We start from the raw sequence: 18,810 nt of genomic DNA, 5'->3' as shown, positions 1-18,810 counted from the left end.
GAAACGAAAAGCAAGGGAAGGAAGAAGGATGCGGCAGGGTTGGAGATGGTTCGGGCCGGAAGCGCCGGTGACGCTGGATGAGGTCCGTCAGACGGGCGCGACAAATATCGTCTCGTCGCTGCATCAGGTGCCGATCGGCAGGGCTTGGACGGAAAAGGAAGTGCGCGAACGCCAATCGCTGATCGAGACCACGCCTGCCGACCGGTCGCCGCTGGTCTGGTCGGTCGTCGAGAGCATCCCGATTCCCGACGCCGTCAAGCGCAAGGGCGGGGAGGCAAAGGCCGAAATCGAGGCGTGGATTGCCAGCCTCGAAGCGGTCGCCGCCTGCGGCATCCCGATCGTCTGCTATAATTTCATGCCGGTCGTCGACTGGACCCGCACCGAACTCGATTTCGTGACGCCGACCGGCGCCACAGCCATGCGCTTCGATCACGAGCGCTTCGCAGCCTTCGACCTCTTCGTTCTGGAACGGCCGGATGCGGGCCAGCAATATTCGGCGGAAGACCGCGAACGGGCGCGTGTCGTCTTCGAGGCGATGTCGGAGGAGGAGATTGCCGAGATCACCCGCATTATCACTTCGGCTCTGCCGGGCTCGACCACCGAGCCCCTGACCATTCCGGCCTTCCGGGAAAAGCTGGTCGCCTATAGCGGCATCGATGCCGCACGGCTGCGCCGGCATCTGATCGAATTCCTGGAGGCGGTGACGCCGGCTGCCGAAGCCCGCGGCGTCAAGCTGACGCTGCATCCCGATGATCCGCCGCGTTCGCTGTTCGGTCTTCCCCGCATCGCCTCGACGGCCGATGATTATGCCGCGCTCTTCGATGCCGTGCCGTCGGCGGCGAACGGCATGTGTTACTGCACCGGCAGCCTCGGCGTGCGCGCCGACAACGACCTGCCGGCCATCGCCCGGCGCTTCGCCTCACGCATCCACTTCGCCCATCTGCGCGCCACGACGCGCGAGGGCGACGGCCGGACCTTCCATGAAAGCGCGCACCTGGAGGGCGACGTCGACATGGTCGCGGTGCTCCGGGAACTGGTGGCGGAAGACAAGCGCCGGGGTGCCGAAGACTCGATCGTCTTCCGCTCGGACCACGGCCACCGCATGCTCGACGATCTCGACAAGGTCGTCACCCCCGGCTATCCGGCGATCGGCCGTATGCGCGGCCTTGCCGAATTGCGCGGCATCCTGCATGCGCTGGGCGCGCCGCCGAACTGAGGGCGTCCGGGCCGGCGCCTGCGCATGTTGCCCGGAAAGTGACGACGGCACGCACAAAACAAAGGACCGAAGCGCGTCGCATGGATCAAATAGATGCGGCGCGATTTGTCGGCCTCGGCGATCGCTGCGGAAACAACCGTGCCAAGGTTCATTCGCGCGCCCTGTCGGGCGCGCCACTTTCTATTGCAAGATCTCGACCGTAAAGGCGAAACGCGCCGTCGCCCCCGGCGACAGGATGGTGGTGTAGGGTCGTTGCGACAGCTCGGCCGAACCTCCGGCTTCCGCCGCCGTTCCGTGCCACGGTTCGACGCAGAGGAAGGGCGCGCCTGGTTTGGTCCACAGGGCAAGGTTGGGCAGGTTTTCGAATTGGAACCGCAGGCTCGGCCCGCCTTCGGCGCCGTAACGCAGGCCTTCGCCCGCACCCTTCGGGAAAATCATCGCGTCCTTCTCGAACATGGCGTGATCCAACACCAGCCGGCCTTTATCGAATGGGGAGGGCAGTGGGGTCGGATTGATAAGGCCGCCCTCCAGCCGCACGAGCGCCGGCTCACCTTCATTGTCGAGCGTGATAGTGTGCGGGCGCCCGGCAGCGCCAGGCATCGGCCAGACGAAGGCCGGATGGAAGCCGAGACCGAAGGGCAGAGCTCTTGCGTCGCGATTGTTGACTTCTGCCGTCACCGTCAACGCGCGTCCCTCTACCGCATGTTCCACGGCCAGCAGGAAATCGAACGGATAGACCGCCTGCGTGGCTGCCGAGGCAGGAAGTTCGTGCCGGCACATGGTCGGCGTGGACGCGGCGAGGCTAAACTCGCTCCGCCGGGCAAAGCCATGCTGGGCCATCGGGTAGACCGTACCGCCAATCGCCAGCTTGTCATCAGCCGCCTTGCCGACGATCGGAAACAGGATCGGCGACCGTCCGGCCCAGTAGGCCGCGTCGCCCGTCCACAACCAGGAGCGTCCATCGTTGCTGGTGAGCGCCTGCATCTCGGCGCCGAGGGAGGAGACATCGACGGCAAGATGCTGATTGCCGATCCGTATTGAGCTTGGCATCGCAATTTCCTTTCGCCCTGATGGGCACGGCCTTCCAGTCATTTTCGTATGGCGCCCAGTCTGGCGAGCACCTCGTTTGGGATGCCGTAACGCTGGATGGCGTCGCGATTGTTTCGCAACCCGCAGCTCTCGCGTTGGACGAAAAATGCCCAGACGGCATCGGAGGCTTCGTTGAGCAGCCTCTCGCGTTCCTCCGCGCTCTGGCGCTCGACGCTCCAGGCTTTTAACGCGGCGAGCGCCGCCTCCACCTTCAGCCCATGACGCCCGAGCGAATTGGCGCGTTCCGACATCAGCCCATATTCGAGGACGTTGATGCCATTGGCGTCCTGCTGCGACTGCCTGAAAGACTGCGGTAGGCGAACGCTCATTGGCTGGAAATCCTTAAATCAGCGTAGGCGGCAATATTATCCAATCGGAAGCCGGAGATCGAGAGGGTGGAAACGGGCCTATCCTGTCGTTTCCATGCGTGGCATAAGGGCGCCGAAACTTCCCCGGACACACCGCGCACATCATGATTCGTATTGAGAATATCAGCAAACAGCTCAGCCACCGGATCCTTTTCATCGAGGCCTCGGCCGCCCTCAACAGAGGCGAGAAGATCGGTCTGGTCGGCCCGAACGGCGCCGGCAAGACAACGATCTTCCGGATGATCAATGGCGAAGAGCAGCCCGATGAGGGGCAGGTCTCCTGTGAGAAGGGCGTGACGATCGGCTACTTCAACCAGGATGTCGGCGAGATGGCGGGCCACAGCGCCGTCGCCGAGGTGATGAACGGTGCCGGCCCGGTCAGCATCGTTGCCGGCGAACTGCGCGAGCTCGAGGCCGCCATGGCCGACCCGGAAAGGGCCGGCGACATGGAGGAGATCATCGAGCGTTACGGCGAGGTGCAGGCGCGTTACGAGGAATTGGACGGCTATGCGCTCGAGGGCCGCGCCCGCGAGGTGCTTGCCGGTTTGAGCTTCAGCCAGGAGATGATGGACGGCGATGTCGGCGCGCTGTCGGGCGGCTGGAAGATGCGCGTGGCGCTTGCCCGCATCCTGCTCATGCGCCCTGACGTCATGCTGCTCGACGAACCGAGCAACCATCTCGATCTCGAAAGCTTGATCTGGCTCGAAGAGTTCCTGAAGGGCTATGAAGGGGCTCTGTTGATGACCTCGCACGACCGCGAGTTCATGAACCGCATCGTCAACAAGATCATCGAGATCGACGGCGGCGGCTTGACGGCCTATTCCGGCGACTATGAATTCTACGAGCAGCAGCGGGCGCAGAACGAGAAGCAGCAGCAGGCCCAGTTCGAGCGTCAGCAGGCGATGCTTGCCAAGGAGATCAAATTTATCGAGCGGTTCAAGGCGCGGGCCTCGCATGCCTCGCAGGTGCAGAGCCGGGTGAAGAAGCTGGAGAAGATCGACCGGGTGGAGCCACCCAAGCGCCGCCAGTCGGTCGCTTTCGAGTTCCAGGCCGCGCCGCGCTCCGGCGAGGACGTCATCAACCTGAAGAATGTCCATAAGAAATACGGCAGCCGAAGCATCTATGAGGGGCTCGACTTCATGGTGCGGCGGCGGGAGCGCTGGTGCATCATGGGCATCAACGGCGCCGGTAAGTCGACGTTGCTGAAGCTGGTGACCGGCACCACCACACCGGATGAAGGCAGCGTCGCGCTCGGCGCCAGCGTCAAGATGGGTTACTTCGCCCAGCACGCGATGGATATCCTCGATGGCGAGCGGACGGTGTTCCAGTCGCTGGAAGATCGGTTTCCTCAGGCAGGGCAGGGGCCATTGCGGGCGCTTGCCGGATGTTTCGGCTTTTCCGGCGACGATGTCGAGAAACGGTGCCGGGTGCTCTCCGGCGGCGAGAAGGCGCGGCTGGTCATGGCGATGATGCTGTTCGACCCGCCGAACCTGCTCGTGCTCGACGAGCCGACCAACCATCTCGACCTCGACACCAAGGAGATGCTGATCAAGGCGCTCTCGCAATATGAGGGCACCATGCTGTTCGTCTCGCACGACCGACACTTCTTGGCTGCGCTCTCCAACCGCGTGCTGGAACTGACTCCGGATGGTGTCCACCAGTATGGCGGCGGTTATACGGAATATGTGGCGCGCACCGGTCACGAGGCGCCTGGCCTGCGGGGCTGACGGCTATTCTTCGGGGTGCGCCGCACGGCGGCCTTCACCGATCCGTCGGGCCAATGTCTGGGACGTTGCGCAGGAACTGCAATAGGCGGTTTTCTGTGAGCGTCGCATAGCTTCGGCTGATATTGCCGAAGCTCTGCCACGATGATGACCTATTTCCGTGGTGTTCGGAGCCCTCTTCATTCAATCGGGGACGGGCGGGTCTGCATGGACTGGATCAATCGCTATATCGATCAGCCGCTACTGCACGGTGCGGCGGGCTTGCTGCGGAGTTGGCACATCCGCACGCGGCAGCCGCCGGAACTGTTGGAGCCGACGTGGAATCTCGTCGTGCTCTCTTTTCTCCTTGTCGCGAGCGGGCAGGTGATGGCCGGGAGGCCTTTCGCGCTCAGCGTCGCCGCGCTGGTCATGCTGGCCCTGCCGTCGGCCAGAAAGCTGGTTTCGGCGGTAAAGGCGCGAGGAAGCGCCTATGGCGCCCGGGAGTACAAGTCGCTGAGGGCGCGCGCCGTGGCCAAACGTGAGGCGGAGTGGTCGGTGCGGATCATTGTGCTGTTCTCATCGGCCTGCCTTCCGTTCATCGCTCGCATCGACGATCCGGTGGGCGCCTGTTTCATGCTGGGGGCAAGCGTCTGGTTCGTGCTGACCGGGCCGCTCAAGACCTATCTGGACGCGGCCGAACCTCCCGAGCCGACCGAAGGCGACCGGATGTACAGCGGCGTCTTTCATTTCGGCTGAACGAAAGCCGATGCGATGCTCCCCCTGCCGGCCATGATAGGCAGGGAACTAAACCGGGCGGTCTCCGTTATGTTCAGCAGCAACGTAAAAGGAGATTGCGATGCTTTACTACGCTCTGGTGTTTCTCGTTGTGGCCTTGATTGCCGGCGTCCTCGGATTTGGCGGCATCGCAGGGGCTTCAGCTTCCATTGCCCAGGTTCTGTTCTTCATTTTCCTGGTGTTGTTCGTCGTCTCGCTCGTCATGCGCTTCATGCGCAGAGTATAGCGAGGAGAAATGAAGTATAAAACCCGGTGACATCAATCGCCGGGTTTTCCTTTTCTTGGTGGTCGCCCCGCGCCGGCGAGAACCCGCGTTGGGCGAATGTGTTTTTCGTGCAACCATTCCTGACAAGATCGTGAAATGGCGCATGCGGCCCGCATGGTGCCTTCGAAATGTCCCAATGGGGCTAAACCGTAAGCGTGTCGCTTGCGCCTCCCACGCGCTTTGACTGCGACGCGAAAACGGCACCGTTCTGGGATTGCTTTGCGATCCCCTCCGATATCCGGTGCCGGCCAGCCGGGTGTTCCCGTCACGATTTGAGAAGGAGAGACTTATGAATAAAACTCTTGCGACGGCGTTTGCCGCGGTATCGTTGACGTTTGTCGGCGCGGGGGCGGTCAATGCCGCCGACCCCGTCACCAGAACATATGAAGAGCCGGACCTGCGCAATGGCGTGAAGATCGGTTATCTCACTTGCGATATCGGCGGCGGCACGGGTTATGTGCTCGGCTCCTCCAAGGAAGCGGACTGTGTCTTCCAGTCGATCGTCGGCAATGAGCTTCTGGATCACTATACCGGCGAAATGCGAAAGCTTGGCATCGACCTCGGCTTCACCACGCGCAGCCGGCTGATCTGGGCGGTGTTTGCGCCGACAGCCGGATATCACCGCGGCTCGCTCGCCGGCCTTTATGTCGGCGCGAGCGCGGAGGCGACGGTTGGTGCCGGTGTCGGCGCCAACCTCCTGGTCGGCGGCACCTCCGGTTCAATCCATCTGCAGACGGTAAGCCTGACCGGCCAACTCGGCCTGAACGTTGCGGCCGGCAGCGCATCGATGACACTCACTCCGGCGGATTGACCGGTTGTTGACGCGCCCCTGCCGCGACGCGGCCGGGGCGTCAAGCCGCTTGCGCCTGTTTGCGGGCGCTGTAAGGGACGATTATCTGAAAATCTGGGACAGCCGTGACATGCCGCCCGATGCGCAGGCTGGAGGCGGCGGCGAGTCTTACGCTTTCGCCCTGCCGGGTGCGATAAAGGCGCTGATTGTCGCCTCGTCATGACCGGCTTCGCGCAGGAAGCGGCTGGCAAATTCGATGGCGGGGCTTCGCAGTGCATCGTCCGGCCGGATCAGGTGAAAGGCGACGTGATAGTCGAGCGTGCGGTCCGACACCGCCACGACCCGCCCGGCGGCGAGCGCCGCATCCGATAGGGGAGGGCGGGCGAGCGCGATGCCGAGTCCTTGCGCACAGGCATCGATCACCAGATTGTAATCCTCGAAGCGCCGATCCTGACCGCGCGGCGTATAATCGATACCTTCGCGAGAGAGCCAGCGCCGCCAGCCTTCGATATTGGAGTCGTGAAGGACCGGCAGCTCGAGCAGGGAGGGCGCATCGGAGCGCCGCTCGAGCCGGTTTGCCAGCGCCGGGGCGGCGATCGGAAAGGATTTCTCCTGCCAGAGCGGCAGGGCGCGCACGCCGGCCCAGGGACCTTTGCCGCAGCGGATGGCGAGATCCGTGCCTTCGCCGAAATCCGCCAGCCGGTGCTCGAGCGTCAGCTCGACATGCAGCTCGTTTCCTTCGAGCTTCGCCAGGCGCTGGAACAGCCACAATGATGCCACCGACGGCGTCACCGACAGGCGCACCACCGCCTTGTTCGGCCGGGGCAGCCAGCGCTCGCCGCTATTGCCGAGCAAAGAAAGCGCTTCCTCGGCGCGCGCGAAAAACCGCATGCCCTCCGGCGTCAGCCGCACGCCGCGCGCTTCGCGCGCGAACAGTCGCACGCCCATCCAGCGCTCGAGCCGCGAGACTTGCCGCGACACTGCACCATGGGTGAGGCCGCTCTCCTCGGCCGCGGCCGAAAAAGATCCGAGCCGGGCGGCACGGGCGAAGGTCTCGAGCGTATCGAGTGGCGGAAGGACTGGCGAGCTGTGAACCATGTGCACATTTGATCATCGATTGCGGTGCTTTTCAAGCATGCATCGAAGGCCTAATTCATTCTCACGCGCACAGATGGAGGCGAAAATGAGCATGGCGGCCAGCACACCGGTCCTGACGAAACAGCAAGGCGCATTCGATCTGGTGGCCTTTGCGGCGATCGTCGTCACCATTCTCTTCTGGGCTTCCTCCTTCGTGGTGATCCGCATCTGCCTCGGGCCGCTGACGCCGATCGAACTGGCGACGGCACGTTACGTGGCGGCCGGCGCCCTCGCCCTCATCTACCTCGCCATCTACCGGCCGATGCCGGAAAAGCGGGATTTCTTCCGCCTCTCCGTCGCTGCTGTGCTCTTCATCGCCGCCTATGCGGTTCTGCTGAACACCGGCGAGCAGACCGTGGCGGCGGGACCGGCAAGCTTCATCATCAATACCATGCCGGTCTTTACCGCCCTTATTGCGACCTTCGCCCTCGGCGAGCGCTTCGGCCGCTGGGGTTGGGCGGGTACCGCGGTTTCCTTCGGCGGCGTGGCGTTGATCGCGGTCGCCTCGGACGATGGCTTCAAGCTCGATCCGAACGCTGTGCTGATCCTTGGCGCAGCGCTCTGCTCGGCGATCGCAAGCGTGCTGCAGAAACCGCTGCTCGGGCGGCTGCCGGCGCTTGCCGTCACCGCCTGGATCCTGCTGATTGGCTCTGTGCCGCTGTTTCCGGCCGTCCCGGCGACGATCCGCGCGCTGGCCGCCGCACCGGCGGAGGTCAACTGGGGCGTGGCCTATCTCGTTATCTTCCCGACGGCGATCGGCTATCTCACCTGGGCCATCGCATTGAAGCGGCTGACGGCGGCGCGCGCCTCGAATTTCCTCTACGGCGTCCCGCCGGTCGCAACGCTGATCGGATTCGTCTGGCTGGGCGAGACGCCGACGGCACTCGGGGCGATTGGCGGCATCATGGCGATCCTCGGCGTTCTGGTGGTCAACCTCATGCGGAAACGGTAACGGCCGCGCCGCTACCACCAAATTCGGCGGCGAAAGCTCGCCTCCGACAAATAGGCGTTGCGCCGCCGTTCGCTTTCTTTAAAAACGAAAGCAGATCGAAAGGGGGCGCAGATGTTCTTGTCCGACCGACAGACTGAGATCGTGGCGATCGCGAAATCGAGCGGCAGGGTTCTGGTCGAGGAGCTTGCCTCCCGCTTCTCGGTGACGCCGCAGACCATCCGCAAGGATCTGAACGATCTCTGCGATGCGCAGGTGCTGACCCGCATCCATGGCGGCGCGACATTTCCGAGCGGAACCGAGAACGTCAAATACGAGGCCCGCCGCCAGATCGCCGCTTCGGAAAAACAGGCGATCGGCGTTGCGGCCGTCGAGCTGATCCCGAGCGGAGCCTCGCTCTTCATCAATATCGGCACGACGACCGAGGCAGTGGGTGAGGCGCTCGCCAATCATCATGAACTGATGGTGATCACCAATAATATCAACGTCGCCAACAGGTTGCGTCTCTTTCCGGCAATCGAGGTGGTGATCGCCGGCGGGGTCGTGCGCGGTTCGGACGGCGGCATCGTCGGTGAAGCGGCGGTCGATTTCATCCGCCAGTTCAAGGTCGATTATGCTGTGATCGGCGCCTCGGCGATCGATGTCGACGGCGCGCTTCTCGACTATGATTTTCGCGAGGTGAAGGTCGCGCAGGCGATCATCGCCAATGCCCGCCACGTCATTCTCGTTGCCGATTCGACGAAGTTCGAACGCACCGCGCCGGTTCGAATCGGCCAGTTGACCCAGGTTCATACCTTCATCACCGACCACTGTCCGGTGCCATCGATCCGAAATCTCTGCCTGGAAAACAATGTGAAGCTGATCGAAACGAGCAGCAGATCACGTTAGGCCGACCGGCCCACGCAAACATTCGTTTGACATTCGTATTTCTTTCGTTTTAACTGATGTCACTTTCGCAATCGCGCAAGTTTTGTGCGATGCGAAATCAGCAGCAGGCTCGGAGGGGCAATTGGGCCGGGAGATATACGACATTTTCGTCATTGGCGGCGGCATCAACGGCTGCGGCATCGCACGCGATGCCGTCGGGCGCGGCTATTCCGTGGCGCTGGCGGAAATGAACGATTTCGCTTCCGGCACCTCATCCGGCGCCACCAAGCTGATCCATGGCGGCCTGCGTTATCTCGAGCACTACGAATTCCGCCTGGTGCGTGAATCGCTGATGGAGCGCGAGATCCTCTGGGCGATGGCGCCGCACATCATCTGGCCCCTGCGCTTCGTATTGCCTTATCACAAGGGCGGTATTCGCCCGGCCTGGCTGATCCGGCTCGGCCTCTTCCTCTACGACCATCTCGGCGGCCGCAAGCTGCTGCCGGCGACGTCGGTGCTCGATATGCGCCGCGATCCGGCCGGCAAGCCGCTGAAGGCGCTGTTCACCAAGGCTTTCGAATATTCCGACGGCTGGGTCGACGATGCCCGCATGGTCGTGCTGAATGCCCGCGACGCCGCCGACAAGGGTGCGACCATCCTGCCGCGCACCAAAGTGGTCTCGGCAACGCGTGAGAACGGCCTGTGGCATATCGAGACGACCGATACCGTCACCGGCAGCAGCGACAGCCATCAGGCCCGCATGCTGGTCAATGCCGCCGGCCCATGGGTCGATCACGTCATCCGTTCCGCGTTCGGCCAGAACGAAGCCCACAATGTCCGCCTGGTCCAAGGCAGCCATATCGTCGTCAAGAAGAAGTTCGACGACCCCCGCGCCTATTTCTTCCAGAACCCGGACAATCGCATCATCTTCGCCATTCCCTATGAGGGCGACTACACCCTGATCGGCACAACCGACCGCGATTTCACCGCCGATCCCAGGGATATCAGGATCTCCGAGGAGGAGACGGTCTATCTCTGCAATGCGGCCTCGGAATATTTCAAGGAGCCGGTCAAGCCGGATGATATCGTCTGGACCTATTCGGCGGTGCGGCCGCTTTATGACGACGGCGCCTCGAAGGCGCAGGAGGCGACGCGCGATTATGTGCTGAAGCTGGATGGCGAAGGGGCTGCCGCGCCGCTGCTCAACGTCTTCGGCGGCAAGCTCACCACCTATCGCCGGCTGTCCGAACATGCGTTGGAAAAGATCGGTGCGGCGATCGGCGTCAAAGGCGCCCCCTGGACGGCCAAGAGCCATCTGCCGGGCGGCAATTTCGCCGTCAAGGGCTATGAGACCGAGGTCGCCAAGCTGAAACGCCGTTACCCCTTCCTTGCCGATCCGCATGCGCGCCGGCTGGTGCGCCGCTACGGCACCCGGGCCGAGACGCTTCTCGGCGACGCCCGCGGCATCGAGGATCTCGGGCGGCTGTTCGGCGGCGATCTTTACGAGGCCGAAGTCAGATATCTCGTCGAACATGAATGGGCCCGGCGCGCCGAAGACGTGCTGTGGAGGAGAACAAAGGATGGTCTGCGCCTTTCGAAGGAGCAGGCTCAGTCACTGGAGGAGTACATGGCTGCCATACCGGCGATGGCCGGATAAGGCGGCGTGTGATCCCCGCTGCGTGGAGGCACGGGAACAGGAATGCTGGAACTGCGGAACGCCGCCAAAATGGTGGGCGCGGACTATCACATCTATCCGACCGATCTGGTCCTCGAGCGCGGCACGCTGAACGTCCTGCTCGGGCCGACGCTGTCGGGCAAGACCTCGCTGATGCGGCTGATGGCCGGGCTCGACCGCCCGACCGCAGGCTCCGTCCATTTCGACGGCACTGATGTCACCGGCATGCCGGTGCAGAAGCGCAACGTCGCCATGGTCTACCAGCAGTTCATCAACTACCCGGCGCTGACCGTCTACGAGAACATCGCCTCACCGATGCGCATCTCGGGCAAGGATGCCGCCACGATCGACCGCGACGTGCGCAAGGCCGCCGAGCTTCTGAAGCTCACGCCCTATCTCGACCGCACGCCGCTCCACCTCTCCGGCGGCCAGCAGCAGCGCACCGCACTTGCCCGCGCCCTCGTCAAGAATGCCAGCCTGGTGCTGATGGACGAGCCGCTCGCCAATCTCGATTACAAGCTGCGCGAGGAACTGCGCGAGGAACTGCCGAAGATCTTTGCCCAGTCGGGCGCGATCTTCGTTTATGCCACCACCGAACCGTCCGAGGCGCTGCTGCTTGGCGGCAACACGGCAACGCTGAACGAAGGTCGGGTCACCCAGTTCGGGCCGACCATCGACGTCTATCGCCGCCCCGTCGATCTCGATAGCGCCGGCATCTTCGCCGATCCGCCGCTGAACACGCTCGACGTGATGAAATCGGGCGATATCTTCACGCGCCCGAGCGGGGCCACGCTTGCCGTCCCCTCGCATCTGGCCGCTGTGCCGGACGGTCCTGTCACCATCGCCTTTCACCCGCATCATCTCGGCCTCCAAGCCCAGACCGGCAATGCGGCCCGCCTGCAGGCGCGCACGCTGGTTTCCGAGATCACCGGTTCGGAGAGCTTCGTTCACCTGGAATATGACGGTGTGCGCTGGGTGATGTTGGCGCACGGCATTCACGACATCGATCCCGACATGGAGATCGAGGCCTTTCTGGACACGCGCCACCTTTTGGCCTTCGGCGCCGATGGCCGCGCCATCGCCACGGTCGGCCACGCTGCCGCTGCAGCGGCAAAGGCATAGGAGAGCACAATGGCACGCATTACGCTCGACCATATCCGCCACGCCTACGGAGCCAATCCGCAGACGGAGAAGGATTATTCGCTGAAAGAAGTCGACCACGAATGGAACGACGGCGGCGCCTATGCGCTGCTCGGTCCTTCCGGCTGCGGCAAGACCACGCTGCTCAACATCATCTCGGGTCTGCTGCAGCCGTCGCACGGCCGCATCCTCTTCGACGGCAAGGATGTGACGAATCTCTCGACGCAGAGCCGCAACATTGCCCAGGTCTTCCAGTTTCCCGTCATCTACGACACGATGACCGTCTACGACAATCTCGCCTTCCCGTTGCGCAATCGCGGTGTGGCCGAGCCCGATGTCGACCGGCGCGTACGCGACATTCTCGAAATGATCGACCTTGCCGGCTGGGCCAAGCGCAAGGCGCAGGGGCTGACCGCCGACCAGAAGCAGAAGATCTCGCTCGGCCGCGGGCTGGTGCGCAACGACGTCAACGCCATCCTGTTCGACGAGCCGCTGACCGTCATCGATCCGCACATGAAATGGGTGCTGCGCTCGCAGCTGAAACGGCTGCACAAGCAGTTCGGCTTCACCATGGTCTATGTCACCCACGACCAGACCGAGGCGCTGACTTTCGCCGAGAAGGTCGTCGTCATGTATGACGGCCAGATCGTCCAGATCGGCACGCCGGCCGAACTCTTCGAGCGGCCGAGCCACACTTTCGTCGGTTATTTCATCGGTTCGCCGGGCATGAACGTCATGCCGGCAAAGATCGACGGGAGCGCCGTCAAGGTCGGAGACGAGGTGCTGACGCTGGATTATGCGCCGAATACCAATGGCGCGGTGAAGACCGAACTTGGCATTCGCCCCGAATTCATCCGCCTCGGGCGGGAGGGCATGCCTGTTACAATCAATAAGATCGAGGATATCGGCCGGCAGAAGATCGTGCGCGCCCGTTTCGCCGGCCAGCCGATCGCGATCGTTGTCTCTGAAGACGACGATATTCCCGCGGATGCCCGCGTCACCTTCGATCCGTCCGCCATCAGCATCTACGCCGACAGCTGGCGTGTCGGCAGGGAGGCCTGAGCCATGCAGAAGACTTGGAATAACAAAGCCTGGTTTCTGGTGCTGCCGGTGCTGCTGCTCGTGGCGTTTTCGGCCGTCATCCCGCTGATGACCGTCGTCAACTACTCGGTCCAGGATACGTTCGGCAACAACGAATTCTTCTGGGCCGGCACCGACTGGTTCATCCAGACGCTGCATTCCGACCGCTTCTGGGAAGCGCTGCAGCGCAATCTGCTGTTCTCCTTCATCATCCTGGCGCTGGAAATTCCGCTCGGGATCTTCATTGCGCTCAACATGCCGAAATCAGGGCCGGGCGTTCCCGTCTGCCTGGTGCTGATGGCGCTGCCGCTGCTCATTCCGTGGAATGTCGTCGGTACCATCTGGCAAGTTTTCGGGCGCGTCGATATCGGCCTGCTCGGCCATACCCTCGAAGCGATCGGCCTCGACTACAACTATGTCCGCGATCCGATCGATGCCTGGGTCACCGTCATCGTCATGGACGTCTGGCACTGGACGAGCCTCGTCGTGCTGCTCTGCTATGCCGGCCTCGTCTCGATTCCCGATGCCTATTATCAGGCGGCCAAGATCGACGGCGCCTCGCGCTGGTCCGTCTTCCGCTATATCCAGCTGCCGAAGATGAAGCGCGTGCTGCTGATCGCCGTGCTGCTGCGTTTCATGGACAGCTTCATGATCTATACCGAGCCCTTCGTCGTCACCGGCGGCGGCCCCGGCAACTCGACCACCTTCCTCTCCATCGACCTCGTGAAGATGGCGGTCGGCCAGTTCGATCTCGGCCCGGCAGCGGCAATGTCGATCATCTATTTCCTCATCATCCTGCTGCTTTCATGGGTGTTCTACACCGTGATGACCAGCAGCGACGCGAGCTAAGGGGAGGGCAATCATGACCAATAAATTCAAACCTGCAGGCAGCCTCTCCTGGCTCGTCCCGACGATCTACATCATCTTCTTGATCCTGCCGATCTACTGGCTCGTCAATATGAGCTTCAAGGAGAACGCCGAGATCACCGGCGCCTTCTCGCTCTGGCCGACGAACCCGACACTGCGCAACTACACGGTGATCTTCACCGATCCATCCTGGTATAACGGTTACATCAACTCGATCATCTACGTGGTGATGAACACGGTGATCTCGGTGGCTGCGGCGCTGCCGGCGGCTTACGCCTTCTCGCGCTACCGCTTCCTCGGCGACAAGCATCTGTTCTTCTGGCTGCTGACCAACCGCATGGCGCCGCCGGCGGTCTTCGCGCTGCCGTTCTTCCAGCTCTATTCGGCCTTTGGCCTGATCGATACGCATATCGCCGTGGCGCTTGCCCACTGCCTGTTCAACGTGCCGCTCGCCGTCTGGATCCTCGAAGGTTTCATGTCCGGCGTGCCGAAGGAGATCGACGAGACCGCCTATATCGACGGATATTCCTTCCCGCGCTTCTTCATCAGGATCTTCATTCCGCTGATCGCAAGCGGCGTCGGCGTGGCGGCATTCTTCTGCTTCATGTTTTCCTGGGTCGAACTGCTGCTTGCCCGCACGCTGACGACGACGGCGGCAAAGCCGATCTCGGCGATCATGACGCGAACGGTTTCCGCCTCCGGCATGGACTGGGGCGTGCTGGCGGCGGCCGGCGTGCTCACCATCATTCCGGGCGCGCTCGTCATCTATTTCGTCCGCAACTACATCGCCAAGGGCTTCGCGCTCGGGCGCGTTTGAGGAGGAGACGGTCATGAATTTTTCCTGGATGGCCTGGACGCTGCCGACGGCGCTGTTCTTCCTGACGATCCTGGCGCTTCTGATCGCCATGAGCGTCTGGGAATATTTTTCGCCGGGCGGGTCGCCGCGCACAGGCGTGCTGCGGTTCGAGACGACGCGCGGCGACCGGCTCTTCGTTTCGCTGCTGGGCAGCGCTTTCATTCATCTTGCATGGCTTGGGCTCGCTGGGCCCAACCTGTGGTGGGCTCTTGCCATCTCCGTGGTCTACGCCATCGGCGTGTTCCGTTACGTGTGACGGCAAAGTGAAGACAGATGGCCGGGGGTTCTTGGCCGCCTGAGTATGTGACTGCAATCGCAAACCCTGGGAGGATATTATGCGACGGCACTTATTGACGACGACAGCAGGCTTGCTGCTGGCGATGACCGCATCGGCCTATGCCGGCATGGACGAGGCGAAGACCTTCCTCGACAAGGAAGTCGGCGATCTCTCGACGCTTCCCCGCGCTGACCAGGAAAAGGAAATGCAGTGGTTCGTCGATGCAGCGAAACCCTTCGCCGGCATGGACATCAAGGTCGTTTCCGAAACGATCGCGACACACGAATATGAATCCAAGGTGCTGGCCCCGGCCTTCACCGCCATCACCGGCATCAAGATCACCCACGACCTGATCGGCGAAGGCGACGTCGTCGAAAAGCTGCAGACGCAGATGCAGTCGGGCGAAAACATCTATGACGCCTATATCAACGATAGCGACCTGATCGGCACCCATTGGCGCTATCAGCAGGCCCGCTCGCTGACCGACTGGATGGCCAACGAAGGCAAGGATGTCACCAACCCGGGCATCGACATCGACGACTTCATCGGCAAGTCCTTCACCACGGCGCCTGACGGCAAGCTCTACCAGCTGCCCGACCAGCAGTTCGCGAACCTCTACTGGTTCCGTTACGACTGGTTCAACGACGAGAAGAACAAGGCCGACTTCAAGGCGAAGTACGGCTACGATCTCGGCGTGCCGGTCAACTGGTCGGCCTATGAGGACATCGCCGAGTTCTTCACCGGCCGCGAAGTCGACGGTAAGAAGGTCTATGGCCACATGGACTACGGCAAGAAGGATCCGTCGCTCGGCTGGCGCTTCACCGACGCCTGGCTGTCGATGGCCGGTAACGGCGACAAGGGCATCCCGAACGGCAAGCCCGTCGATGAATGGGGTATCAAGGTCGACGAGAACTCACGTCCCGTCGGTTCGTGCGTCGCGCGCGGCGGCGATACCAACGGCCCTGCAGCAGTCTATTCCATCCAGAAATATCTGGACTGGATGAAGGCCTATGCACCGGCTGCCGCCCAGGGCATGACCTTCTCCGAATCCGGCCCGGTCCCCTCGCAGGGCGAAGTCGCCCAGCAGATGTTCACCTACACGGCCTTCACCGCCGACTTCGTCAAGGAAGGCCTGCCGGTCGTCAATGCGGACGGCACGCCGAAATGGCGTTTCGCGCCGAGCCCGCATGGCGTCTACTGGAAGGACGGCATGAAGCTCGGCTATCAGGACGCCGGCTCGTGGACGCTGATGAAGTCCACGCCCGACGATCGCGCCAAGGCGGCCTGGCTCTATGCCCAGTTCGTGACGTCGAAGACCGTCGACGTGAAGAAGAGCCATGTCGGCTTGACCTTCATCCGCCAGTCGACGCTTGATCATAAGTCCTTCACCGACCGCGCGCCGAAGCTCGGCGGCCTCGTCGAATTCTACCGTTCGCCGGCCCGCCTGCAGTGGTCGCCGACCGGTACGAACGTTCCCGACTATCCGAAGCTCGCACAGCTTTGGTGGCAGGCGATCGGCGACGCCTCTTCCGGCGCCAAGACGGCGCAGGAGGCGATGGACTCGCTGTGCTCAGAGCAGGAAAAGGTGCTCCAGCGCCTCGAACGCGCCAAGGTCCAGGGCGACATCGGCCCGAAGCTCGCCGAAGAGCATGATCTCGCTTATTGGAACGCCGATGCGGTGAAGAAGGGCAACCTCGCTCCGCAGCTGAAGATCGAGAACGAGAAGGACAAGCCGCTCACCGTCAACTACGACGAACTCGTCAAGAGCTGGCAGAAGAAGTAGGGCGGACCAGGCCGGAGGCAACGAGGCCTCCGGCCATCCCTTCCTGCCACCGGCGACAAGCCGGTGGCACCCACAATCTATCTCTCATGAAACATCCGCGTCCTGCCGATCGCCGGCAGGCGGAGCGATCTCGTGCGAGCCGGAGACGGATATGAGCGGCTATATTCTTTCGATCGATCAGGGCACGACGTCCTCGCGTGCGATCATCTTCGACGGCGACATGAAAATGGCAGGCTCCGCTCAGGCGGAGATCACGCAATATTATCCGCAGCCTGGTTGGGTGGAGCACGATGCCGCGGAAATCTGGCGCTCCGTCGTCGACACAGCGCGCAAGGCGATCGCCGATGCCGGTCTTAAGGCTGTCGACATAGCCGCGATCGGTATCACCAATCAGCGCGAGACGGTGGTTGTCTGGGATCGACGGTCGGGCGCTCCACTTCACCGCGCGATCGTCTGGCAGGACCGGCGCACCGCCGAAATGTGCGAGAGCCTGAAAGCCGATGGGTATGAGAAGCTGTTTTCCGCCAAAACCGGCCTGTTGCTCGACCCCTATTTCTCCGGCACCAAGCTGCGCTGGCTGCTCGACAATGTCGGCGGCTTGCGGGAGAAGGCGGAAGCGGGCGATGTCTGCTTCGGCACGATCGACAGCTGGCTGATCTACAATCTGACGGGCGGCCGTGTGCACGCCACCGATGCGACCAACGCGTCGCGAACGCTGCTCTACAATATCGATGACGGCGCATGGGACGAGGAGCTTCTCGGCATTCTCCGTATTCCCACAGCGATGCTGCCGGAGGTCAGGGAATGCGCCGATGATTTCGGCCGTGTCGACAAGGCTCTGTTCGGCGCCGAGCTTCCGATCCTCGGGGTCGCCGGCGACCAGCAGGCGGCGGCCGTGGGCAATGCCTGCTTCGAGCCCGGCATGATGAAATCCACATATGGCACCGGCTGTTTCGCTCTGCTCAACACCGGCCGGGACCGCGTTTCCTCCTCCAACCGGATGCTGACGACCATCGCCTGCCGGCTCGACGGCGAGACGTCCTATGCGCTCGAGGGCTCGATTTTTATCGCCGGTGCGGCCGTGCAATGGCTGCGTGACGGCCTCGGCATCATCGAGCAGGCGTCAGAGGCGGGGGTGCTTGCCGCCAAGGCCGATCCCGGACAGCAGGTCTATATCGTTCCGGCCTTCACCGGTCTCGGCGCCCCCTATTGGGATCCGGCCGCGCGCGGCGCGATTTTCGGCCTGACGCGAAACAGCGGACCGGCGGAATTTGCCCGCGCCGTGCTCGAATCCGTCGCCTATCAGACGCTCGACCTGCTGGTGGCGATGAAGAAGGACTGGGGTGTCAACCAGCTGGAAACCGTGCTGCGCGTCGACGGCGGCATGGCGGCTTCGGACTGGACGATGCAGTGCCTGGCCGACATGACCGGAAATCCGGTCGACCGTTCGGCAATACGCGAGACGACGGCACTTGGTGCCGCCTGGCTTGCCGGCTCGAAGGCCGGCATCTGGCCCGGCCGGCGGGAGTTTGCGCAAGCCTGGGCCTGCGACCGCCGCTTCAGCCCTTCGATGGAGGAGGGCGAGCGTCAGGCCAAGATCATCGGCTGGAAGAATGCCGTATCGCGGATGATTTCGGATACCGCTGCGGGGTAACGACGGAGCGATCTGGCGGGTCGTTAGGCAATCCTGCGCCTCGAAATGCTGAACCGCTTCCACTGTTCCCCGACATGCTTTTAGGATCTTTCGGGCGGCCCTTCTGAGCGGATTGGACGATGTTGCCGAGCTCGACGTCATCCTTGTACTCGGTACAGCATCCACTGACGCTGCCATTGCTCCAGCTGCATTGCAGATCGGCAATGACGGGCACGCACCCGCCATAGAGAGAGTGGCGTCTATTTGATCAGGTGATCGGGATGGATCGTCACCCGAACTTCCCATCGATTACGGCAAGC

General features: G+C 62.7%; 18 protein-coding genes. 15 read left to right on the top strand and 3 right to left on the bottom strand.

Translation table 11 applies throughout. The features are described from left to right. Positions 1-28: 28 nt before the first annotated feature. A complete protein-coding gene (uxuA, locus tag CO671_RS20925) occupies positions 29-1,216 on the top strand; it encodes a mannonate dehydratase (protein ID WP_097607537.1) in 1,188 nt (395 codons plus the stop codon). 180 nt (positions 1,217-1,396) lie between these two features. Here uxuA and CO671_RS20920 read toward each other — a convergent pair whose 3' ends face one another. Then, positions 1,397-2,266 (bottom strand): aldose 1-epimerase family protein, encoded by an 870-nt coding sequence (locus CO671_RS20920; RefSeq protein ID WP_097607536.1) that lies wholly within the window; start codon positions 2,264-2,266, stop codon positions 1,397-1,399. 38 nt (positions 2,267-2,304) lie between these two features. Next, a complete protein-coding gene (locus CO671_RS20915) occupies positions 2,305-2,634 on the bottom strand; it encodes a DUF6665 family protein (protein WP_097607535.1) in 330 nt (109 codons plus the stop codon). A gap of 143 nt (positions 2,635-2,777) precedes the next feature. Here CO671_RS20915 and CO671_RS20910 point away from each other — a divergent pair, with 143 nt between their 5' ends. The 4 genes from CO671_RS20910 to CO671_RS20895 all read left to right on the top strand — a co-directional run bounded on the left by CO671_RS20910 (position 2,778) and on the right by CO671_RS20895 (position 6,247). Continuing rightward, the gene (locus tag CO671_RS20910) at positions 2,778-4,400 is read left to right on the top strand and encodes an ABC-F family ATP-binding cassette domain-containing protein (RefSeq protein WP_097607534.1); all 1,623 of its coding nucleotides are present in this window, start codon (positions 2,778-2,780) and stop codon (positions 4,398-4,400) included. Positions 4,401-4,541: 141 nt separating this feature from the next. Continuing rightward, a complete protein-coding gene (locus CO671_RS20905) occupies positions 4,542-5,132 on the top strand; it encodes a hypothetical protein (RefSeq protein ID WP_097607533.1) in 591 nt (196 codons plus the stop codon). 100 nt (positions 5,133-5,232) lie between these two features. Further along, entirely contained in the window at positions 5,233-5,397 is a 165-nt protein-coding gene (locus tag CO671_RS20900) for a DUF1328 domain-containing protein (protein WP_003571841.1), read from the top strand. 328 nt (positions 5,398-5,725) lie between these two features. After that, positions 5,726-6,247 (top strand): DUF992 domain-containing protein, encoded by a 522-nt coding sequence (locus CO671_RS20895; protein WP_040112834.1) that lies wholly within the window; start codon positions 5,726-5,728, stop codon positions 6,245-6,247. 147 nt (positions 6,248-6,394) lie between these two features. Here the strand turns inward: CO671_RS20895 and CO671_RS20890 are convergent, their stop codons facing one another. Then, positions 6,395-7,324 carry a LysR substrate-binding domain-containing protein gene (locus tag CO671_RS20890; protein ID WP_097607532.1) on the bottom strand — a complete coding sequence of 310 codons (930 nt, stop codon included), beginning with the start codon at positions 7,322-7,324 and terminating at the stop codon, positions 6,395-6,397. Positions 7,325-7,397: 73 nt separating this feature from the next. On the opposite strand from CO671_RS20890, the gene CO671_RS20885 reads away from it, so the two are divergent. From CO671_RS20885 to glpK, 10 genes are all read left to right on the top strand, one after another. Next, positions 7,398-8,315, top strand: coding sequence for a DMT family transporter (locus CO671_RS20885; protein ID WP_097607531.1), 918 nt, complete (start codon positions 7,398-7,400; stop codon positions 8,313-8,315). Between the two features lie 111 nt (positions 8,316-8,426). Then, entirely contained in the window at positions 8,427-9,200 is a 774-nt protein-coding gene (locus tag CO671_RS20880) for a DeoR/GlpR family DNA-binding transcription regulator (protein WP_097607530.1), read from the top strand. 121 nt (positions 9,201-9,321) lie between these two features. After that, positions 9,322-10,836, top strand: coding sequence for a glycerol-3-phosphate dehydrogenase (gene glpD / locus CO671_RS20875; protein ID WP_097607529.1), 1,515 nt, complete (start codon positions 9,322-9,324; stop codon positions 10,834-10,836). A 42-nt stretch (positions 10,837-10,878) separates the two neighbouring features. Beyond that, positions 10,879-11,976 carry an ABC transporter ATP-binding protein gene (locus tag CO671_RS20870; RefSeq protein WP_097607528.1) on the top strand — a complete coding sequence of 366 codons (1,098 nt, stop codon included), beginning with the start codon at positions 10,879-10,881 and terminating at the stop codon, positions 11,974-11,976. A gap of 9 nt (positions 11,977-11,985) precedes the next feature. Continuing rightward, the gene (locus tag CO671_RS20865; protein WP_097607527.1) at positions 11,986-13,056 is read left to right on the top strand and encodes an ABC transporter ATP-binding protein; all 1,071 of its coding nucleotides are present in this window, start codon (positions 11,986-11,988) and stop codon (positions 13,054-13,056) included. A gap of 3 nt (positions 13,057-13,059) precedes the next feature. Beyond that, positions 13,060-13,923, top strand: a complete 864-nt coding sequence (locus tag CO671_RS20860; protein ID WP_088678084.1) for a sugar ABC transporter permease — start codon at positions 13,060-13,062, stop codon at positions 13,921-13,923. Between the two features lie 13 nt (positions 13,924-13,936). Continuing rightward, positions 13,937-14,758, top strand: coding sequence for a carbohydrate ABC transporter permease (locus tag CO671_RS20855; RefSeq protein WP_010027958.1), 822 nt, complete (start codon positions 13,937-13,939; stop codon positions 14,756-14,758). 13 nt (positions 14,759-14,771) lie between these two features. Further along, positions 14,772-15,053 carry a DUF2160 domain-containing protein gene (locus CO671_RS20850; RefSeq protein ID WP_097607526.1) on the top strand — a complete coding sequence of 94 codons (282 nt, stop codon included), beginning with the start codon at positions 14,772-14,774 and terminating at the stop codon, positions 15,051-15,053. Positions 15,054-15,132: 79 nt separating this feature from the next. Beyond that, on the top strand, positions 15,133-16,857 hold the full coding sequence (locus tag CO671_RS20845) for an ABC transporter substrate-binding protein (RefSeq protein WP_097607525.1): 1,725 nt from the start codon (positions 15,133-15,135) through the stop codon (positions 16,855-16,857). A gap of 151 nt (positions 16,858-17,008) precedes the next feature. After that, positions 17,009-18,511 carry a glycerol kinase GlpK gene (gene glpK / locus CO671_RS20840; RefSeq protein ID WP_097607524.1) on the top strand — a complete coding sequence of 501 codons (1,503 nt, stop codon included), beginning with the start codon at positions 17,009-17,011 and terminating at the stop codon, positions 18,509-18,511. The last annotated feature ends 299 nt before the right edge of the window (positions 18,512-18,810 follow it).

This window comes from Rhizobium sp. M10, from assembly GCF_002531955.1.
Classification (GTDB): domain Bacteria; phylum Pseudomonadota; class Alphaproteobacteria; order Rhizobiales; family Rhizobiaceae; genus Rhizobium; species Rhizobium etli_C.
Note: the sequence above shows the minus strand (reverse complement) of the source record. Positions and strands in the feature narration are given on the sequence as shown.

What these genes read in the sequence shown, in the direction of transcription:
- uxuA (WP_097607537.1), top strand. Translation starts at nt 29, where the DNA reads ATGCGGCAGGGTTGGAGATGGTTCGGGCCGGAAGCGCCGGTGACGCTG.
- CO671_RS20920 (WP_097607536.1), bottom strand. Translation starts at nt 2,266, where the DNA reads ATGCCAAGCTCAATACGGATCGGCAATCAGCATCTTGCCGTCGATGTC.
- CO671_RS20915 (WP_097607535.1), bottom strand. Translation starts at nt 2,634, where the DNA reads ATGAGCGTTCGCCTACCGCAGTCTTTCAGGCAGTCGCAGCAGGACGCC.
- CO671_RS20910 (WP_097607534.1), top strand. Translation starts at nt 2,778, where the DNA reads ATGATTCGTATTGAGAATATCAGCAAACAGCTCAGCCACCGGATCCTT.
- CO671_RS20905 (WP_097607533.1), top strand. Translation starts at nt 4,542, where the DNA reads ATGATGACCTATTTCCGTGGTGTTCGGAGCCCTCTTCATTCAATCGGG.
- CO671_RS20900 (WP_003571841.1), top strand. Translation starts at nt 5,233, where the DNA reads ATGCTTTACTACGCTCTGGTGTTTCTCGTTGTGGCCTTGATTGCCGGC.
- CO671_RS20895 (WP_040112834.1), top strand. Translation starts at nt 5,726, where the DNA reads ATGAATAAAACTCTTGCGACGGCGTTTGCCGCGGTATCGTTGACGTTT.
- CO671_RS20890 (WP_097607532.1), bottom strand. Translation starts at nt 7,324, where the DNA reads ATGGTTCACAGCTCGCCAGTCCTTCCGCCACTCGATACGCTCGAGACC.
- CO671_RS20885 (WP_097607531.1), top strand. Translation starts at nt 7,398, where the DNA reads ATGGAGGCGAAAATGAGCATGGCGGCCAGCACACCGGTCCTGACGAAA.
- CO671_RS20880 (WP_097607530.1), top strand. Translation starts at nt 8,427, where the DNA reads ATGTTCTTGTCCGACCGACAGACTGAGATCGTGGCGATCGCGAAATCG.
- CO671_RS20870 (WP_097607528.1), top strand. Translation starts at nt 10,879, where the DNA reads ATGCTGGAACTGCGGAACGCCGCCAAAATGGTGGGCGCGGACTATCAC.
- CO671_RS20865 (WP_097607527.1), top strand. Translation starts at nt 11,986, where the DNA reads ATGGCACGCATTACGCTCGACCATATCCGCCACGCCTACGGAGCCAAT.
- CO671_RS20860 (WP_088678084.1), top strand. Translation starts at nt 13,060, where the DNA reads ATGCAGAAGACTTGGAATAACAAAGCCTGGTTTCTGGTGCTGCCGGTG.
- CO671_RS20855 (WP_010027958.1), top strand. Translation starts at nt 13,937, where the DNA reads ATGACCAATAAATTCAAACCTGCAGGCAGCCTCTCCTGGCTCGTCCCG.
- CO671_RS20850 (WP_097607526.1), top strand. Translation starts at nt 14,772, where the DNA reads ATGAATTTTTCCTGGATGGCCTGGACGCTGCCGACGGCGCTGTTCTTC.
- CO671_RS20845 (WP_097607525.1), top strand. Translation starts at nt 15,133, where the DNA reads ATGCGACGGCACTTATTGACGACGACAGCAGGCTTGCTGCTGGCGATG.
- glpK (WP_097607524.1), top strand. Translation starts at nt 17,009, where the DNA reads ATGAGCGGCTATATTCTTTCGATCGATCAGGGCACGACGTCCTCGCGT.